Here is a 16,705-nt window from a genome sequence, read left to right as displayed (position 1 = left end):
TCCTTGGCGAAGGGCCGGTAGTCGCACTCGTCGCCCCCCGCCGCTGACCCCGGCCCTCAAGACGGGCAGGACCCGCCCCCGGGCGAGGGTCACGATCTCGTCGGCGGCCGCGAGGCCCCGAAGTTCGCGCCCGCCGACGCGGATGGATCCCGCTTCGTACGGCACGAACCGCATGAGCGCCGCGATCAGCCTCGACTTCCCCGAATGCCGAGGAAGGTGGACTCGGCGAGGAAGGCGATGAGGGTTTCGAGGGTCAGCGGGGCACCGAAGACATTGCCCGCGAAGTTGCTGAGTCCGCTCCAGCTGAGCCCGAACTGGAACTCCATGACGAGGCCGGTGACGATGCCGACCGCGTAGCTGATGACGTAGAGCTGACCCCAGAAGCGTGTCATGCGCTCCCGGACTGCTCTCTTGGCGGGATCACGAGTGAACGCGGCCCGGCTATGCGTGATCGCCACGAGGGGGGCGAGCCCCACCCCATGGTGAGGATCACGAACAGCCAGTGGATGCCGGTCGTGGCCGCGAACTGGAGTCGGGCCAGCTCCGCGGCGCCCATGAAGCGATCTTCCTGGGGGACGGGTGGCCGATGGGACGGCTGGCGTGGGCGGGGCCGCCGCTTCGCGTGTGCGGATGCCGGGCGCCGTTGCCCGTGCGGTGACCCCACAAGCGACCGTAGGGAGAATCGCTTATGCGTTACAAGACCGGTTCCACCATGTGAAGATGACCGCAGAGGCATAATTGAAGGTGGACCGTGGATCTTCTGCAGTTGCGCTACTTCCAGACCGTCGCGCGGTACGAGCACATCAGCCGCGCCGCGGAGGAACTGCGCGTCGCCCAGCCCTCGCTGAGCCGCACCATCGCGCGCCTGGAGGCCGACCTCGGCTGCCCGCTCTTCGACCGGCAGGGCCGCCGCATCCGGCTCAACCAGTACGGCGCGATCTTCCTGCGCCGCGTCGACCGCGCCCTGAGTGAGCTTGACGACGGCCGCAGGGCCCTGCTCGACGCCCGGGACACGGGGCTCGGCCGGGTCGGCGTCGCCTCCGAGACCCTGCTGACGATCACGCACGTCCTCGGCAGCTTCCGGGCCGCGCACCCGCGCGCCGACGTCCGGCTCTTCCAGTCGACGGCCCAGGAGATGGAACGCCAACTGCGTGCCGGAGAGGTCGACTTCTGCGTGGCCTCACAGCCCCTGACGGGCGTGAACCTGGAGTCGGTCGAGCTCGCCCGCGAGGAGGTGCTGCTCGCCGTCCCGCGCGGGCACTGGCTCGACGGACGGGAGAGCGTGACGATCCCCGAGATCGCCGACGAGCCGTTCGTCTCCACACGCGTCGGCCACTGGCAACGCGCCCTCCTCGACCGGCTGTTCGCGTCCGAAGGGCTCGCGCCGACGCTGTCCTGCGAGGGCGACGAACCGGGCGCCAGCCAGGACATGATCAGCGCGGGTCTCGGCATCGGCCTCATCCCGACGATCTCCCGCCAGGCCGGTACGGACTCGCACGTCCCGGTCGCCTGGGTGCACTTGGACGTGGCCGACTGTCATCGGGTGCTCACCCTGGTGCGCAACCGCGACGCCTACCTGTCCGAAGCCGCCCTGAAATTCCAGGAGTTCATCACCAGCAGGCCGTTCATGACCCACCGTCTGCCCGACCCGCGCCGCGGGCGAAGGCGCGGTCCCTCCTAGCGCCTGGTCGGTGTCGGCACCGTCCCGCCCCCGTCGCGGGTGCGGGCAGGGTCCGCCCTGGCTCGCCGCGCACTCCTCTGATGCTGTCCAGCCCGCTGCCACAGCCCTGACCCAGGACATCGCGTATCCCCACGGTCAACGGGCGTTGGCTAGCCCGCAGGGGTGGACGCGTCCCCCACCGGCCACCGGCAGCTCCCTCCACGCCTACCTCTTCCCGCGCCGCGTACAGCCCTGACGTCCCCTCCGGCACGAGCGTCATGCGCGGCGCTCTCTTCAACACAGCCGCGCCCCTGCGCGAGCACGGCTACCGGGGACGCGTCACCCTCATCAGTGCTGAGGACGCCCTCCCGTACGAGCGCCCGCCCTGTCCAAGGCCCACCACCGCGCAGATCGCGGGACACGACGACGGGCACGACACCGAGACGGTGCTCGGCGGCGCCCCCGACGCGTGCTCGGTGCTCCTCTTCCGCGGTGAGGATCTACGGGCGGTCGAGTCCGTCAACTGCTCCGCCGACCACATGGCCGCCCGCCGACTCCTCGACCACGGCGCCGAGTTGAGCCCGGGGGACGCGGCCGTGCCGGGGTTCACCCTCAAGGGCCACCTCGCGCGCCTCCGGGGCGGACGGGGCGGAACCGCGGTGGCGGGCCGAGCGGCGCCGTAACAGTCGGGCGGCCCGAGCCCCTCAGCCCGGGCCGCCCGATCCGGGGCCCCTCAGCCCTGGTCGTAGGTGTGGAAACCCCGCCCTGCCTTGCGGCCGAGCAGTCCGGCTTCCACCATGCGCTGCAGCAGCGGGGGAGGGGCGTACAGGGGCTCCTTGAACTCGTCGTACAGGGACTCCGCGATCGAGGCGACGGTGTCCAAGCCGATCAGGTCCGCGAGCTTGAGCGGACCCATGGGGTGCGCGCACCCCAGCTCCATGCCCGCGTCGACGTCGGCCGGGGAGGCGAAGCCGGACTCGGCCATCCGGATCGCCGACAACAGGTAAGGGATCAGAAGGGCGTTGACGACGAAACCGGCCCGGTCCTGGGAGCGGATCACCGTCTTGCCGAGGGTGCGGGTCGCGAACTCCTCGACCGCCCGCACCGTCTCCGCCGACGTGTGCAGGGACGTGACGACCTCCACCAGCGCCAGCACCGGAACGGGGTTGAAGAAGTGCAGGCCCACGACCCGGTCGGCGCGGCCGGTCGCCATGCCGAGGCGCATCACGGGAAGGGAGGAGGTGTTGGTGGCGAGGATGGCCCCGGGGTCCTCGACGACCTTGTCGAGGACGGCGAACACCTCGGTCTTCGCGTCCGGGTTCTCCACGACGGCCTCGACGACCAACTGCCGGTCGGCCAGGTCCTCCAGGCTGCCGGTGAAGACCGTCCGGGCGAGCGCGTCCGCAGCTTCCGCCCCCGCCAGCTTGCCGCGGCGCACCGCGCGGTCGAACGACGACGTCACCCGGTCCCGCGCCGTCCGGGCCGCCACCGCGTCGACCTCGCACACCACCGTGTCGAGCCCGGCCCGCGCACACACCTCGGCGATGCCCGCCCCCATCTGACCGCCGCCGACCACACCGACGCGCTGGATGGGCCCCGTCATGACCGCACCCCGGCGTCCTGGAGCGGCGCCCCGGCGTGCTGGACCCGCGGGTCCGCGTGCCGGCGCGGTGCCTCGGCGTGCGCGGCTCGCGCCTCCGCGTCCGCAGCCCGCGCCTCGGTGTACGTGGACGGCGGCGCGGCATGCCGGACGAGGTGCCGTGAGTACGCCTCCGGCGTGAAGAACTGCGGCAACTCGACGGACAGCGTGGTCCGTTCGAAGAGCACGCGCACCGCGTCCACGTCCGCCCACGGGTAGTCGGCGCCGAGCGCGTCGATCTCGGCGTCGAGCAGCCGCAGCACCGTCTCGCGGCCGAGCGCCCGGTGCCGCAGCCACTGCCAGATCTGCACCCGCGCGATCTCGGCGGTCGCCGCGTCCTCCATCAGCCCGTCCAGGACGACGGCCCCCTGCCCCCGCAGCCAGGCCGCGAAGTACCGGACCGCCACCGCGATGTTCGTGCGCACCCCGTCGGGCGTGGGCGGGCCGCCGACGCGGCGCGTGGACAGCAGGTCGGCCGCGGTCACCTCCACGTCGTCCCGGGTCCGGTCGAGCTGGTGCGGCCGGTCGCCGAGCACGGCGTCGAACGCCTCCCCGCACACCGCCACCAGGCCGGGGTGGGCCACCCAGGAGCCGTCGAAGCCGTCCTCCGCCTCCCGCTCCTTGTCCAGGCGGACCGTGGCGAGCACGGCCTCCGCTGCCGCCGGGGCCGAGCTGGGCACCTGCGCGGACATACCGCCGATGGCGTGGGCGCCGCGCCGGTGGCAGGTGCGTACGAGCAGATCGGTGTAGGCGCGCATGAAGGGCGCCGTCATCGTGACCTTCACGCGGTCCGGCAGCAGGAAGTCCGTGCGGTGCCCGAAGGTCTTGATCAGGCTGAACAGATAGTCCCAGCGCCCGGCGTTGAGACCGGCGCTGTGCTCGCGCAGCTCGTGGAGGATCTCCTCCATCTCCACGGCCGCGGTGACCGTCTCGATGAGGGCGGTGGCGCGCACGGTGCCCCGGGGGATGCCGAGCAGGTCCTGGGCGAAGACGAAGATGTCGTTCCACAGCCGCGCCTCGTACCGGTTCTCCAGCTTGGGCAGGTAGAAGTACGGGCCGTGCCCGGCCTCGATCTGGCGCCGCGCGCAGTGGAAGAAGTACAGGCCGAAGTCCACGAGGGCCGCTGGCACCGGCTCGCCGTCGAACTCCAGGTGCTCCTCGACCAGATGCCAGCCGCGCGGGCGGACCATGATGGTGGCGAGCCGGTCGTGGTCGCCGAGCCGGTACTCCTTGCCGTCGTCGCTGGTGAAGTCGATGCGGCGCTCGATGGCGTCGAGCAGGGTGAGCTGGCCGCCGACGATGTTCTGCCAGGTGGGCGAGGTGGCGTCCTCGAAGTCGGCCATCCAGACCCGGGCCCCGGAGTTGAGGGCGTCGACCGCCATGCGCCGGTCGGGCGGGCCGGTGATCTCCACGCGGCGGTCGGCCAGGCCCGGCGCCGGCGGGGCCACGCGCCAGGCCGGGTCGGCCCGCACGGGGGAGGTGGCAACGGGGAAGTCGAGCGGGGAGCCCGACGCGAGCCGCAGCGCCTGGCGCCGGCGCTCCTTGAGGATCTCCTTGCGGCGGCCGCCGAAGGCCGCGGCGAGGTGACCGACGAAGTCCAGGGCGGCGGGCGTCAGGATCTCGTCATGACGGTGCCCGGGCGGGGCGAGGACGTGGACGCGGTGCGTCAGGGCACTGGTGGACATCGGGTCCTCCTGAGGGGAGAGGGAGGGGGAGCGGGGGCATGAGGGGGAGCCTCGTGAGGGCGCGGGGAACCGCGTGACCAGCCCCCAGCGGACCGGTGGCCGACGGCGCTCCCTCCGGCAGAACGTTGGGTCGTTTGTCTTCTCTGCGAATACCCCGTGCCCTCGCGGATCGAGGTGGCATCGCGTGTCTTCGTACTGCGGCCTGTGGTCCTGTCACGCTGGGGAACGGACCACCGCTGCCGAGGTTCAGCGGGCCGTACGGAGACTCTGGCACTGGCACTGAGTGCCATCAATGCTGGACGGCTGCCAATTGCTGCGAATCTTCGGTCGGCCGATTGCCAACATTGCGAAGGCTGCGGCACAGGCTGGTTCCCGGACGGACACCGGCGCACGGGCGTACCCGCGGGCCGTGCGCGAGGAGGATGTCCGTCGGAGTCCCCGGACCGGATCCCCCGGATATGCCTGCGGGACCGGGCGTGGTCACCCAGGATGGGAGGCGTCGGCGGACGTCGGTCGGGTGTGAGGCCCTGAGCGGGGGGATGTGCTGTGCCACAGCAGTTGACGATGAGGCTCGATGACGGTGGTGAGGGGGCCGCCGTGTTCGAGGTCGACGTCGACGCGGACGCCACGGACCTCGAACTGGCCGCCGGGGGCGGGGTGGTCGCACGGGCGCGGGTGTCGCTCGACGAGGCCTTGGACCAGGTCAAGCCGACGCTCTCGCGTGTCGCCGACGCCCTGCGTGAACTCGGTCCGGACGCGGCGGAGCTGGAGTTCGGCCTGAAGATGGGCGGCGAGACCGGCGTCATCATCGCCAAGGGCACCGCCGAAGTGAACTTCACCGTCCGGCTGACGTGGAACCGCCCCTGACTTCATGGGAGCGCAGCGCGAGGGATTCGTCGTCAAGATCCGTGCCGCGGCGACGGGGACGCCCATCGGCGTCGGGTTCGTCGTCGGCGACAAGGAGATCGTGACGTGCGCCCATGTGGTCAATGTGGCGCTGGAGCGGGACAAGGCGTGCGCGGAGCGGCCCCCGGGCGACGCCCGGATCCAGGTCGAGTTCGTGCTGCTCGGCGACGCGGAGGGCGGGCCCCTGCGGCACTGCCGGATCAGCTCCTGGGACCCGCCGCCGGGCGTCGGCCGTCCGGGCCGGGACGTCGCCGGGCTCGCCCTGGTCGGCGGGGACACCCTGCCCGTCAGCGCGGGCGCGGCCCGGCTCATCGACGCCCGCACGGGCCTGCTCGGCGACGCCCAGGTGAAGGCCTTCGGCTACCCGGGCAACCCGCCCCGCAAAGCCAACGGCGCCTGGTCCACCTGTGTGCTGCGGGGCGCGGTCGGCGGCGGCCTCATACAACTCGACACGGCAAGCGAGTCCGCGCTGCGGACGCAGCCGGGATACAGCGGGTCGCCCGCCATCGTCACCGACCGGTGGGGCGACGCGGTCGTCGGCATGCTCGCCGTGGCGAGCCGCGACGGCGCCGCCCCCGACGCCTACGCCGTGCCCCTGGCGGAGGTCTCGGCGGCCTGGCCCGACGCCCTCGGCCGGAGCGTGCTGCCCCCGTGCCCCTACCGCGGGCTGCAGGCGTTCAGCGCCGAGGACGCGCTGGCGGGCGTGTTCGTCGGCCGGGAACGCGAGGTCGAACGGCTCCGGCTCATGGTGAAGGCCCAGCCCCTGGTGATGGTCACGGGACCCTCGGGCGTGGGCAAGTCGTCCCTGGTGGCGGCGGGCCTCCAGCCCGAACTGGCGTCGGCGGGCTGGGCGATCGCCTCGTTCCGCCCGGGAATGTCCCCCTTCGACGCCGTGGCCCGCGCCCTGCTGGAGCTGGAGCACCCGCAGCGGACCCACAGCCTCGAAGAGCTGGAACACCGGACCCGCGCCCTGCGGGAGGAAGGCTTCTGGACGGTCGCCTCGCGGCTGCGGGTGCTCACCGGCCGCCGTCTCGCGCTGATCGCCGACCAGTTCGAGGAGGTCCTGAGCGGCAGCGCCGACCGGGCCGAACAGCTGAAGTTCCTGCAGCGGCTGCTGCCCCCGCCCGACGTCGCCCAGGACCCCGGCGTCCGCCTCGTGGCGACCCTGCGCGCCGACTTCCTGCCCGACCTGCTCGAACTCCCGGACATCGGACCCCGCCTCCAGGACCGGCAGCTGAACGTGTCCCCGCTGGACGAGGCAGCCCTCATCCGGGTGATCGTCGAACCGGCCGAAGTCGCGGGAGTCACCTTCACCCCCGGCCTCGCCGAGGCCATCGCCGCCGAGGCGAGCAAGGCCGCGGGCAGCCTGCCGCTCCTGGAGTTCACGCTGACCGAACTGTGGTCGCTCCAGCACGACCGGCGGCTCAGCTTCGACAGCTACCAGGGTCTCGGCGGAGTCTCCGGAGCCCTGAACCAGCACGCGGAGAAGGTCTACCGCCTGCTCGCCCAGCAACTGGGCGAACCCCGCATCCGCCGCGTCCTGCTGTCCATGGTCCGTGCCCGCGGCGGCGCCACCAGCGCCGTCCGCGTCACCGCCCACCGCACCCACCTCGCCAAGGACTGGTACATCGCGCAGCTCCTCGCCGACCCCGAGCAGCGCCTCGTGGTCCTCGGCACCGGCGGACCCGACACCGCGGAGATCGCGCACGAGGCCCTGATCCGGGAGTGGGCGCGGCTCGCCACCTGGGTGGAGGAGGACGCCGACTTCCAGCAGTGGCTCGCCGTGGTCGAGGAGCGCGCCACGGAGGCCGACCTGCTGTCCGCGGCTCGCCTGTCGGAGGCGGACCGCTGGCTCGGGGAGCGCGCGGCGGACATCCCCGAGGCGGTCGTCGGCCTCATCGAGCGCAGCCGTGAGGAGATCACGGCGCAGCAGCGGACGGAGCAGATGCTCAGCGCCTCGCAGGAGCTGACCGTGCAACTCCAGCAGCGCTCGGCCGAGTTGGAGACCTCGCGGCGGGCGCTCCAGGCGTCCAACACCGAACTGGAGCGCAAGGCCGAGCTGCTCGCCCGGCAGAACCGCGACATCGAGGTGAAGAACACCGAGATCGAAGAGGCCCGGCAGGTCCTGGAGGAGCGCGCCGAGCAGCTCGCGCTGTCGATGCGCTACAAGTCCGAGTTCCTGGGCAACATGTCGTACGAACTGCGCTCGCCGCTCAACTCGTTGCTGATCCTCGCCAAGCTGCTCGCCGACAACTCGGAGGGCAACCTCACACCCCGGCAGGTGGAGTTCGCCGAGACCATTCACGGCGCGGGCTCGGACCTGCTCCAGCTGATCAACGACATCCTCGACCTGTCGAAGATCGAGGCGGGCAGGATGGACGTCAGTCCGACCCTGATCCTCCTCGACCAGCTCGTCGACTACGTGGCCGCCGCCTTCGGCCCGCTCGCCTCCGACAAGAACCTCCGCTTCGGCGTGGAGGTGTCGTCGGGGCTGCCGCCGTCGCTGCGCACCGACGAGAGTCGGGTGCTGCAGGTCTTGCGCAACCTCCTGTCCAACGCGGTGAAGTTCACCGACACCGGCGAGGTCAAGCTGGTGATCCGCCCCGGCGCCGCGGACGTGCCCGACGAGATCCGGGAACAGCTCTTCGAAGCCGGTTCGCTGTACACCTGGGACGCCGATCTGATCGCCTTCTCCGTGACCGACACCGGCATCGGCATCGCGCCCGGGAACATGCGGGTGATCTTCGAGGCCTTCAAGCAGGCCGACGGCACGACCAGCCGCAAGTACGGCGGCACGGGCCTCGGCCTGTCGATCAGCCGGGAGATCGCACGACTGCTCGGCGGCGAGATCCACGCGGTGAGCGAGCCGGGGCGAGGCTCCACCTTCACCCTGTACCTGCCGCTTCACATGTACGCGGACGCGGCGCCGGCGAGCGACGCGCGCTACCGCCTTTCGCTGCCCGAGGCGCCGGTGGAGGTCGCCAGGCAACTCCCGGCGCCGCGGCAGGGCATCACGGTCGTCTCCGACGCGGATGCCGAGTTCCACGGCGAGAAGGTGCTGATCGTCGACGACGACATCCGTACCGTCTTCGCGCTGACGGTGAGTCTGGAACGGCACGGCCTCTCGCTGCTGTGCGCCGAGAACGGACAGGAGTGTGTCGACGTCCTCGGCCGGCACCCCGATGTCGCGGTCGTCCTCATGGAGATCATGATCCCGGAGATGGACGGCTACGCGACCATGTCGGTGATCCGCAAGCTGCCGCAGCACGCGCGGCTGCCGATCATCGCGCTCACCGCCAAGGCCCTGGAGGGCGACCGCGAGAAGGCCATCGCGGCGGGCGCCTCGGACTATGTGACCAAGCCGGTCGACGTCGAGCACCTGCTGACCCTGCTGGGGCACTGGGCACGGACACCCAAGGGAGTCCAGGGAAGCCAAGGGGGCCAAGGGAGTTGACGTGGCAGCCCGTCGTGGCCGGTGCCGGGCGACTGACGTACCGACAGGCCACGACGGGCGGCGCGCCTCAGGGGCGGGTGGTGAGATAGCCGCCCATCGACGTGAAGTAGTCCGTCGCCGCCAGCTCCCGGCCGTCCTCGGTGCGCACGCGCGTGATGGCCAGAGCGTGGTTGCGGCCGGTGCGGGCGTCGGCGCCGGCGACGATCGCCACGCCCTCGCCCTCGCGGTAGAAGATGCGGCCGGGCGTGCCGCCGTACTTGCCCTCGGAGACGACCGCCGCGAGGATCTCCAGGCGCTTGCCCTTGTGGAAGGTGTACGCGCTGGGGTACGGCTCGGACTGGGCGCGGACCAGGCGCTCGAGGTCAGCCGCGGGCCAGGTCCAGTCGATCCGGCTGTCCTCGAGGGAGCGCTTGTGGAAGAAGCTCGCCTGGGAGCGGTCCTGCGGGGTGAACTCCGTCTGACCGGAGGCGATCAGGTCGAGGGCGCCGACTGTGACCGGGGCGATGAGGTCGACCGTCTTGTGGAAGAGGTCGGTGGCGGTGTCCGTCGGGCCGACCGGGACCGCCTCCTGGCGGACGACGTCACCGGCGTCCAGTTCGTCGTTCATCATGTGCGCGGTGACGCCCACTTCGGGCTCGCCGTTGATGAGCGCCCAGATCAGCGGGGAGAACCCGGCGTACTTCGGCAGCAGCGAGTCGTGGATGTTCAGCGTGCCGTGGCGGGGCAGACCGAAGATGCGCGGCGGAATCCAGGTGCGCCAGTTGTTGGCGACGATGATGTCCGGCGCGGCTTCCTCCAGGCGTGCGAACAACTCCTCGTCGTCGGGGCGGTTGCGCAGGAGGACGGGGATGCCGTGCTCTTCGGCGAGGTCGGCGACCGAGTCGCTCCAGATCTTCTCGTACGCGTGCTCGCTCTTGGGATGCGTCACCACGAGGACCACGTCGTGCTCGGAATCGAGAAGGGCCTGGAGCGTGCGGTGCCCCCAGGTCTGATAGCCGAACATGACGACCCGCATGGGGTTCCTCCTCAGGACAGGGAATGGCCTGCGTCAGTAAAGCAAGGCTTACCTTAGTTTTCAATGTGCGCTTGCGTAACCCCCGTTGGCGGGCTGTCGTGCCGAGTCATCCGATTTGCCCTGTCGACACGTGCGCGCATTCAGCTTAGGCTCACCTAAACTCCATGACGCGCCGTTCGTCAGCGTGCCCGCAGGGTGGCCGCGTCCCTGGATGATCAAAGGGATAACGTACTTCGACATGAGCGCGACTGCAGTTGAGCGCCCCGCGGCCGGGGTGGTGGACGCCCGTCGGCGGCGGGTCGTGGGTCTGGGCATCCTGGCACTGCTCCTCGTGCTCATGGCGGCGGTGTCCCTGGCCGTCGGCGCGCGGGCGTTGACTCCCGCCGAGGTGTGGCACGGACTGTTCGCGGGACCGGAGTCCGACCGGCGGCTCAATGAGATCCGGCTCATCGTGGAGACCGTGCGGGTGCCCCGCACGACCCTCGCGATCGTGGCGGGCATCGCCCTCGGTGTCGGCGGGGCGCTCATCCAGGGATACACGCGCAACCCGATCGCCGACACCGGCCTGTTGGGCGTGAACGCCGGCGCCTCGTTCGCGGTGGTCTCGGTGATCGCCGTGTTCGGGCTCTCCAGCCCGTTCCAGTACGTCTGGTTCGGCTTCCTCGGCGCCGCGGTCGCCGGTGTCGTCGTGTTCGGGCTCGCGAGCATCGGCCGGGGAGCCGGCAACCCGTTGACGCTCGCCCTCGCCGGGCAGGGGATCACGGTGTTCCTCGCGGCCATGACCACCGCGGTCGCGCTGTCGGACCGCGAGTCCCTGAACGCCCTGCGATTCTGGAACGCGGGCTCCGTGGCCGGAGTCGACTTCGACGTCATCTGGCCGATCACCGCGTTCGTCGGCGTCGGCCTGGTCCTCGCGCTGATCACGCTGCCCGCCCTCAATCTGCTCAACCTCGGCGACGACGTGGCGCGCGGCCTCGGCGTGAACATCGCCCTGAGCCGCATCATCGGCATCACCGCCATCACCCTGCTCGCGGGCGCGGCGACGGCGGCGTGCGGCCCCATCGCGTTCCTCGGCCTGATGGTGGCCCACCTGGCCCGGTATCTGACCGGGCCCGACTACCGCTGGCTGGTGCCGTACGCGGGCCTGCTCGGCGCCGTCGTCCTGCTGTTCTGCGACATCGTGGGGCGTTTGGTGGTGCGGCCGGGCGAGTTGGAGGCGGGGGTCGTGGTCGCGCTGCTCGGCGCCCCGTTCTTCGCCGTCCTGGTGTGGCGCGGAAAGTTCAAGAGCGCATGAACCAGACAGGGCGACACGGAGAGTTCACAAGCGGATGAACGGGACAGAGCGCAGCGTCAAAACGCGGGGGAACGGGACGGACGTGAAGGCAACGGTGGCGCCGGGCGTGCGGCTCGGCGGCGTGTCGTTCGTGTGGCGGCCATGGATCGCGTTCGTCACGCTGGTCCTTGCGGCGGCGACCTTCCTGCTGTTCTGCCTGTCCATCAGCATCGGGGACTTCCCCATCGGTCTGTCCCAGGTCGTCGCCACCCTCTTCGGCAGGGGCGAGCAGGTCGACGAGTTCGTGATCATGGATCTGCGGATGCCGCGCGCCCTCGCCGGGCTCGTCGTCGGCATCGCGCTCGGGGTGTCCGGCGCGCTCACCCAGTCCATCGCCCGCAACCCACTGGCCAGCCCCGACATCCTGGGAATCACCCAGGGCGCCAGCGCGGTCGCGGTGTTCATGATCACGGTGTCGGGCGGCGCCGCCGCGGCGGTCGTCAGCTCCGTCGGCCTGTCCGCGGCGGCGCTCGCGGGCGGTCTCGGCACCGGGCTGCTCGTGTACTTCCTGGCGTGGCGGCGGGGGATCGACGGGTTCCGGCTCATCCTCATCGGCATCTCGGCGAGTGCCATGATGGAGGCGATCACCACCTGGCTGCTCGTCGAGGCCGACATCAAGGACGTGGCCCGCGCCCAGGTGTGGCTGGTCGGCTCGCTGGACAACCGGTCCTGGGACGAGGTCTGGATCGCGCTCTGGGGCACGCTCGGCCTGCTGGTCGTCGTGGCGTGCGTCGCCTTCCAGTTCAAGCCCCTGCACTTCGGCGACGAGGTCGCCGCGGGCCTCGGGGTGCGCTTCGGGGTGGTGCGCGCGGTCCTGCTCCTGTGCGCGGTGCTGCTCGCCGCCGTGTCGGTGAGCGCCGCGGGCCCGGTGCCGTTCGTCGCCCTGGTGGCGCCGCAGGTGGCGATGCGTCTGGCGCGCTGCCCCACACCGCCGTTGGTGGCCTCGGGGATGGTGGGGGCGCTGCTCCTCATCGGCTCGGACCTGGTCGCGCGCACCGCACTGCCGATCACGGTCCCGGTCGGTGTGGTCACCGCCGTGATCGGCGGTCCTTTCCTCGTCTATCTGCTGGTGCGGGCGAACCTGAAATAACTGGTACAAAGGTGAGGCAAACCTAAATAAACGAGGGGGGCTTGTGGTCGCTCAGTACATCACCGAGATCGAGTCCGGGGTCGATGACGCCTCGCGGCTCGCGGCGAAAGGCGTCAGCGTCGGATACGGCGCGCGGACCGTCATCGACGGTCTCGACGTGGCGATACCGCCGGGAGTGATCACCACCATCATCGGTCCCAACGGCTGCGGAAAGTCGACCCTCCTGCGGACGCTGGCGCGCCTGTTGAAGCCGACCAAGGGGTCGGTCGTGCTCGACGGCGAGGACATCGTCAAGCTCAGGACCAAGGACGTGGCGAAGAAGCTCGGGCTGCTGCCGCAGGCGCCGGTCGCGCCGGAGGGTCTGACGGTGTCCGACCTGGTCGCGCGGGGCCGCCATCCGCACCAGAGCTGGCTGCGCCAGTGGTCCTCGGACGACGCCGCCGTCGTGGAGCGCGCCCTCGCCATGACCGGCGTCTCCGACCTGGCCGACCGGCCCGTCGACTCCCTCTCCGGCGGTCAGCGCCAGCGCGTCTGGATCTCGATGACCCTGGCCCAGGGCACCGACCTGCTGCTCCTCGACGAGCCGACGACGTATCTGGACCTGGCGCACGCCGTCGACGTACTCGACCTCGTGGACGATCTGCACGAGTCGGGCCGCGCCGTGGTCATGGTGCTGCACGACCTGAATCTGGCGACGCGCTACAGCGACAACCTCATCGTGATGCGCGAGGGGGTGATCCTGGCGCAGGGGCATCCGCGTGACGTGATCACCGCGGATCTGCTGGAAGAGGCATTCGGGTTGCGCGCCAAGGTGATTGACGACCCGGTGGGGGATCGGCCGCTGATCGTGCCCATCGGTCGTACGCACGTATCGCTCGACTGAACTCTTGACGTGGCAAGTTGAAGGTTAGGCTAGGCTAACCTCACTTTGGCAGGATAAAGTTTGGCTGCCCTAGGCAGGGGCGCACCGGTCAGCGTGAAAGCAAGGGATCTCGGATGCATCTCCATGGAACGACGCTCAAGAGGCGGTCCTGGCGGCGACTGGCGGCCATGGTGTCCGCCGCGACCCTCAGTGTCGGACTCCTCGCGGGATGCGGTTCGGACAAGAAGGACGACGGGGACAACGGCGGCGACAAGAACGCCCCGGCCGCCGCCGGGAAGTTCCCCGTCACCGTGGAGCACGCGTTCGGGTCCACCGAGGTGAAGAAGGCCCCCAAGCGGGTCGTCACCGTCGGATACACCGACGACCAGGCCGTCCTGGCGTTCGGCGTGAAGCCGGTCGGCATGACCGACCAGTACCCGAACCCGGCGGGCAAGTCCCCCGACATCAACACCCAGTGGCCGTGGGTGAAGAAGGAGTGGGGCGACACCAAGCCCGAGGTCATCATGAAGAACGGTGACTCCGGCCCCAACTACGAGAAGATCGCCGCGCTCCGTCCGGACCTGATCATCGCGGTGTACTCCGAGGTCGACAAGGCCGCCTACGACAAGCTCTCCAAGATCGCTCCGACGGTGGGCCGCACCAAGGGCGAGAAGGAACTCTTCAGCGCCCCCTGGCAGGACAACGCCCTGCACATCGGCAAGGCCCTCGGTCAGGAGGCCAAGGGCAAGAAGCTGGTCGCGGGCATCCAGGCCAAGCTCGACAAGGCCAAGAAGGACCACCCGAAGCTCGCGAACCAGACCGCCGTCGCGCTGTCCTGGTACAAGAAGTCCCTCGCCCCGTTCACCTCCACCGACGTGCGCGGCCGCCTCCTGACGGGCATCGGCTACAAGTACCAGACCGAGATCGACAAGGTCGCGGACGGCAACTTCTCCACCCAGCTCTCCCCGGAGCGCACCGACCTGGTCGACGTCGACCACATCTACGTCATCAACGACAAGGCCGACCAGGCCGCGCTGAAGAAGTTCAAGCTCTTCACCAACCTGGACGCGGTCAAGAAGGGCAACGTGTCCTACCTGCTCGACAGCGAGGGCCCGGCGGTCGGCGCGGCCATGTCCCAGGCCACCCTGCTGTCCCTGCCGTACGCCATCGACGAACTCGTCAAGTCGGTCGACTAGGTGTGAGCACCACCGACACGAGGGTCGCCCCGGCGGCCCTGCGCACGGCGAGCGGACGCGAGGCCACCCGATGGGTCACGGCGCACTGCCGTGAGGTGCCCTGGCTGACGGCCGCCACCGTGCTCACCACGGTGGCCGGGGCGGCGCTCCAGGTTCTCCCCGTGCTCCTCCTCGGCAGAGTGGTCGACGGGGTGGTCGAGGGCGAGTCGCGCTCGATGCTCCTCAGGATCGGTGTGCTGATGGTGGCTGCCGCGCTGCTCGGCGCGGTGGCCACCGCGGTCTCGACCTATCTCATCGGACGTCTCGGCGCGGATCTGCTCGCGCGGCTGCGCGAAAGCGCCGTCCGCGCGGTCCTCGGGATGCCGAGCGCGCGGATCGAACAGGTCGGCCGCGGGGACGTGCTGTCCCGGGTCGGTGACGACGTGGCCGTCCTCTCCAAGGGCATCCGCATGGCCATCCCCACGGTGTTCTCCGCGGGCGTCCTCGTCTTCATCGCCACGGTCGGCATGTTCGGTCTCGACTGGCGGCTCGGCCTCGCGGGCGCCGGCGCGCTGCCCGCGTACGCCCTGGCCCTGCGCTGGTACCTGCCCCGGTCCGCCCCGCTCTACCGCAAGCAGCGGGTGGCCCAGGCCGACCGCGCGCAGGCGCTGATCAGCGGACTCAACGGCATCGACACCGTCCGGGCGTACCGCCTGGAGGACACCTTCCGCGAGAAGGTCACCAGCGAGTCCTGGCGGGTGCGCGAGTACGGCATCGAGGTGTTCCGGTTCTTCGGCCGGTTCGTCGGCCGGGAGAACCGCGCCGAGTTCATCGGTCTCGTGCTCATCATCGTGGTGGGGTACGCCCTGTTGGAGGCCGACGCCGCGACCCTCGGGCAGGTGTCGGCGGCCCCGCTGATGTTCCACCGGCTCTTCACCCCGCTGGGCGCCATCATGTTCACCTTCGACGAGGCGCAGAAGTCCGGCGCGAGCCTGACCCGCCTCGTCGGGGTCCTCGGGGAGGAGGCGGAGGAGCGGCTCGTCGGCGACACCGCCGTCGCCCCGGCCGAGGCCCTGTCGTACCCGGTGACCGTGGCCGGACTGACCTTCAGCTACCCCGACACCGAGGAACCGGTCCTCAGGGACGTCGACCTGACGATCCCGGCGGGCGGTTCGCTCGCCCTGGTGGGCGCGACGGGCGCGGGCAAGTCGACGCTCGCCGCGCTGATCGCGGGCATCGGGACCCCGCAGGCCGGTTCGGTGCGGATCGGGTCGACCGACCTGGCCGGCCTGGACGAAGCCGGGGCGCGAGCCCTGGTGAGCATCCTGACGCAGGAGACGCACGTGTTCTCCGGTCCGCTCGCCGACGACCTGCGCCTGGCCGCGCCGGAGGCGACCGACGCCGAGCTGATGGACGCGCTGCGCACGGTCGGCGCCGACGGCTGGGTCGAGGCGCTGCCCGAGGGCCTGAACACCATGGTCGGCGAGGGCGGCGAGCGCCTGGACGTCACCAAGGTCGCCCATGTCGCCCTGGCCAGGCTCGTGCTCGGCCGTACACCCGTGGTGGTGCTCGACGAGTCCACCGCGGAGGCGGGCAGCGAGGGCGCCGCCGAGCTCGAACGGGCCGTGCTCGCCGCGTGCGCGGGCCGGACCACGCTGTTCGTTGCGCACCGCCTGACCCAGGCGATGGCGGCCGACCGCATCGCCGTCCTGGACGCGGGGCGCGTCGTGGAGCAGGGCACGCACGACGAGCTGGTGGCGCTGGGCGGCCGGTACGCACGGCTCTGGCGGGCCTGGCGAGAAGGCAGTTAGGTAAACCTTAGTAAGGTCGGGCTCCCTTTCGGCCCTCGGAAAGAAATGCTGAGTCTTCGATGAACGCTGGGGCTT

The 16,705-nt window shown here is 70.8% G+C and carries 12 protein-coding genes and 2 pseudogenes; 10 read left to right on the top strand and 4 right to left on the bottom strand.

Annotated elements, in window-relative coordinates; translation table 11 throughout:
* Positions 1-185 precede the first annotated feature (185 nt).
* Complete coding sequence (locus ACZ6BG_RS30370) at positions 186-458, bottom strand: cytochrome ubiquinol oxidase subunit I (protein ID WP_469007431.1); 273 nt, start codon at positions 456-458, stop codon at positions 186-188.
* A 293-nt stretch (positions 459-751) separates the two neighbouring features.
* Here ACZ6BG_RS30370 and ACZ6BG_RS30365 point away from each other — a divergent pair, with 293 nt between their 5' ends.
* A complete protein-coding gene (locus ACZ6BG_RS30365) occupies positions 752-1,681 on the top strand; it encodes a LysR family transcriptional regulator (protein WP_469007429.1) in 930 nt (309 codons plus the stop codon).
* Between the two features lie 257 nt (positions 1,682-1,938).
* Positions 1,939-2,343 carry an oxidoreductase C-terminal domain-containing protein gene (locus ACZ6BG_RS30360; protein ID WP_469007428.1) on the top strand — a complete coding sequence of 135 codons (405 nt, stop codon included), beginning with the start codon at positions 1,939-1,941 and terminating at the stop codon, positions 2,341-2,343.
* 50 nt (positions 2,344-2,393) lie between these two features.
* Here the strand turns inward: ACZ6BG_RS30360 and ACZ6BG_RS30355 are convergent, their stop codons facing one another.
* Together ACZ6BG_RS30355 and aceB are read right to left on the bottom strand one after the other, a co-directional pair.
* The gene (locus ACZ6BG_RS30355) at positions 2,394-3,263 is read right to left on the bottom strand and encodes a 3-hydroxybutyryl-CoA dehydrogenase (RefSeq protein ID WP_469007427.1); all 870 of its coding nucleotides are present in this window, start codon (positions 3,261-3,263) and stop codon (positions 2,394-2,396) included.
* Positions 3,260-4,984, bottom strand: coding sequence for a malate synthase A (aceB, locus tag ACZ6BG_RS30350; protein ID WP_469007426.1), 1,725 nt, complete (start codon positions 4,982-4,984; stop codon positions 3,260-3,262). The genes ACZ6BG_RS30355 and aceB overlap by 4 nt, the downstream gene beginning before the upstream one ends.
* A 564-nt stretch (positions 4,985-5,548) precedes the next feature.
* Here aceB and ACZ6BG_RS30345 point away from each other — a divergent pair.
* The 3 genes and pseudogenes from ACZ6BG_RS30345 to ACZ6BG_RS30335 form a co-directional block, all read left to right on the top strand.
* Positions 5,549-5,851, top strand: coding sequence for a CU044_2847 family protein (locus tag ACZ6BG_RS30345; RefSeq protein ID WP_469007425.1), 303 nt, complete (start codon positions 5,549-5,551; stop codon positions 5,849-5,851).
* 4 nt (positions 5,852-5,855) lie between these two features.
* A pseudogene (locus ACZ6BG_RS30340) lies at positions 5,856-7,637 on the top strand (nSTAND1 domain-containing NTPase); the annotation flags it as partial.
* Between the two features lie 189 nt (positions 7,638-7,826).
* A pseudogene (locus ACZ6BG_RS30335) lies at positions 7,827-9,344 on the top strand (ATP-binding response regulator); the annotation flags it as partial.
* A gap of 67 nt (positions 9,345-9,411) precedes the next feature.
* Here the strand turns inward: ACZ6BG_RS30335 and ACZ6BG_RS30330 are convergent.
* The gene (locus ACZ6BG_RS30330; RefSeq protein ID WP_469007424.1) at positions 9,412-10,359 is read right to left on the bottom strand and encodes a methionyl-tRNA formyltransferase; all 948 of its coding nucleotides are present in this window, start codon (positions 10,357-10,359) and stop codon (positions 9,412-9,414) included.
* Positions 10,360-10,597: 238 nt separating this feature from the next.
* Here ACZ6BG_RS30330 and ACZ6BG_RS30325 point away from each other — a divergent pair, with 238 nt between their 5' ends.
* From ACZ6BG_RS30325 to ACZ6BG_RS30305, 5 genes are all read left to right on the top strand, one after another.
* The gene (locus ACZ6BG_RS30325; protein WP_469007423.1) at positions 10,598-11,653 is read left to right on the top strand and encodes a FecCD family ABC transporter permease; all 1,056 of its coding nucleotides are present in this window, start codon (positions 10,598-10,600) and stop codon (positions 11,651-11,653) included.
* A gap of 34 nt (positions 11,654-11,687) precedes the next feature.
* Positions 11,688-12,782 carry a FecCD family ABC transporter permease gene (locus tag ACZ6BG_RS30320; protein WP_469007422.1) on the top strand — a complete coding sequence of 365 codons (1,095 nt, stop codon included), beginning with the start codon at positions 11,688-11,690 and terminating at the stop codon, positions 12,780-12,782.
* Between the two features lie 43 nt (positions 12,783-12,825).
* The gene (locus ACZ6BG_RS30315; RefSeq protein ID WP_469007421.1) at positions 12,826-13,665 is read left to right on the top strand and encodes an ABC transporter ATP-binding protein; all 840 of its coding nucleotides are present in this window, start codon (positions 12,826-12,828) and stop codon (positions 13,663-13,665) included.
* 113 nt (positions 13,666-13,778) lie between these two features.
* Positions 13,779-14,840 (top strand): iron-siderophore ABC transporter substrate-binding protein, encoded by a 1,062-nt coding sequence (locus ACZ6BG_RS30310; RefSeq protein ID WP_469007420.1) that lies wholly within the window; start codon positions 13,779-13,781, stop codon positions 14,838-14,840.
* A gap of 2 nt (positions 14,841-14,842) precedes the next feature.
* Positions 14,843-16,630: an ABC transporter ATP-binding protein gene (locus tag ACZ6BG_RS30305; protein WP_469007419.1), complete on the top strand. Its 1,788-nt coding sequence runs from the start codon at positions 14,843-14,845 to the stop codon at positions 16,628-16,630.
* The last annotated feature ends 75 nt before the right edge of the window (positions 16,631-16,705 follow it).

Source organism: Streptomyces sp. NPDC041205 (assembly GCF_055591765.1).
The sequence above is the reverse complement of the archived record's forward strand: the minus strand, read 5'-3'. Positions and strand labels throughout refer to the sequence as shown.

What these genes read in the sequence shown, in the direction of transcription:
- ACZ6BG_RS30360 (WP_469007428.1), top strand. Translation starts at nt 1,939, where the DNA reads ATGCGCGGCGCTCTCTTCAACACAGCCGCGCCCCTGCGCGAGCACGGC.
- ACZ6BG_RS30355 (WP_469007427.1), bottom strand. Translation starts at nt 3,263, where the DNA reads ATGACGGGGCCCATCCAGCGCGTCGGTGTGGTCGGCGGCGGTCAGATG.
- aceB (WP_469007426.1), bottom strand. Translation starts at nt 4,984, where the DNA reads ATGTCCACCAGTGCCCTGACGCACCGCGTCCACGTCCTCGCCCCGCCC.
- ACZ6BG_RS30345 (WP_469007425.1), top strand. Translation starts at nt 5,549, where the DNA reads ATGAGGCTCGATGACGGTGGTGAGGGGGCCGCCGTGTTCGAGGTCGAC.
- ACZ6BG_RS30330 (WP_469007424.1), bottom strand. Translation starts at nt 10,359, where the DNA reads ATGCGGGTCGTCATGTTCGGCTATCAGACCTGGGGGCACCGCACGCTC.
- ACZ6BG_RS30325 (WP_469007423.1), top strand. Translation starts at nt 10,598, where the DNA reads ATGAGCGCGACTGCAGTTGAGCGCCCCGCGGCCGGGGTGGTGGACGCC.
- ACZ6BG_RS30320 (WP_469007422.1), top strand. Translation starts at nt 11,688, where the DNA reads ATGAACGGGACAGAGCGCAGCGTCAAAACGCGGGGGAACGGGACGGAC.
- ACZ6BG_RS30310 (WP_469007420.1), top strand. Translation starts at nt 13,779, where the DNA reads ATGCATCTCCATGGAACGACGCTCAAGAGGCGGTCCTGGCGGCGACTG.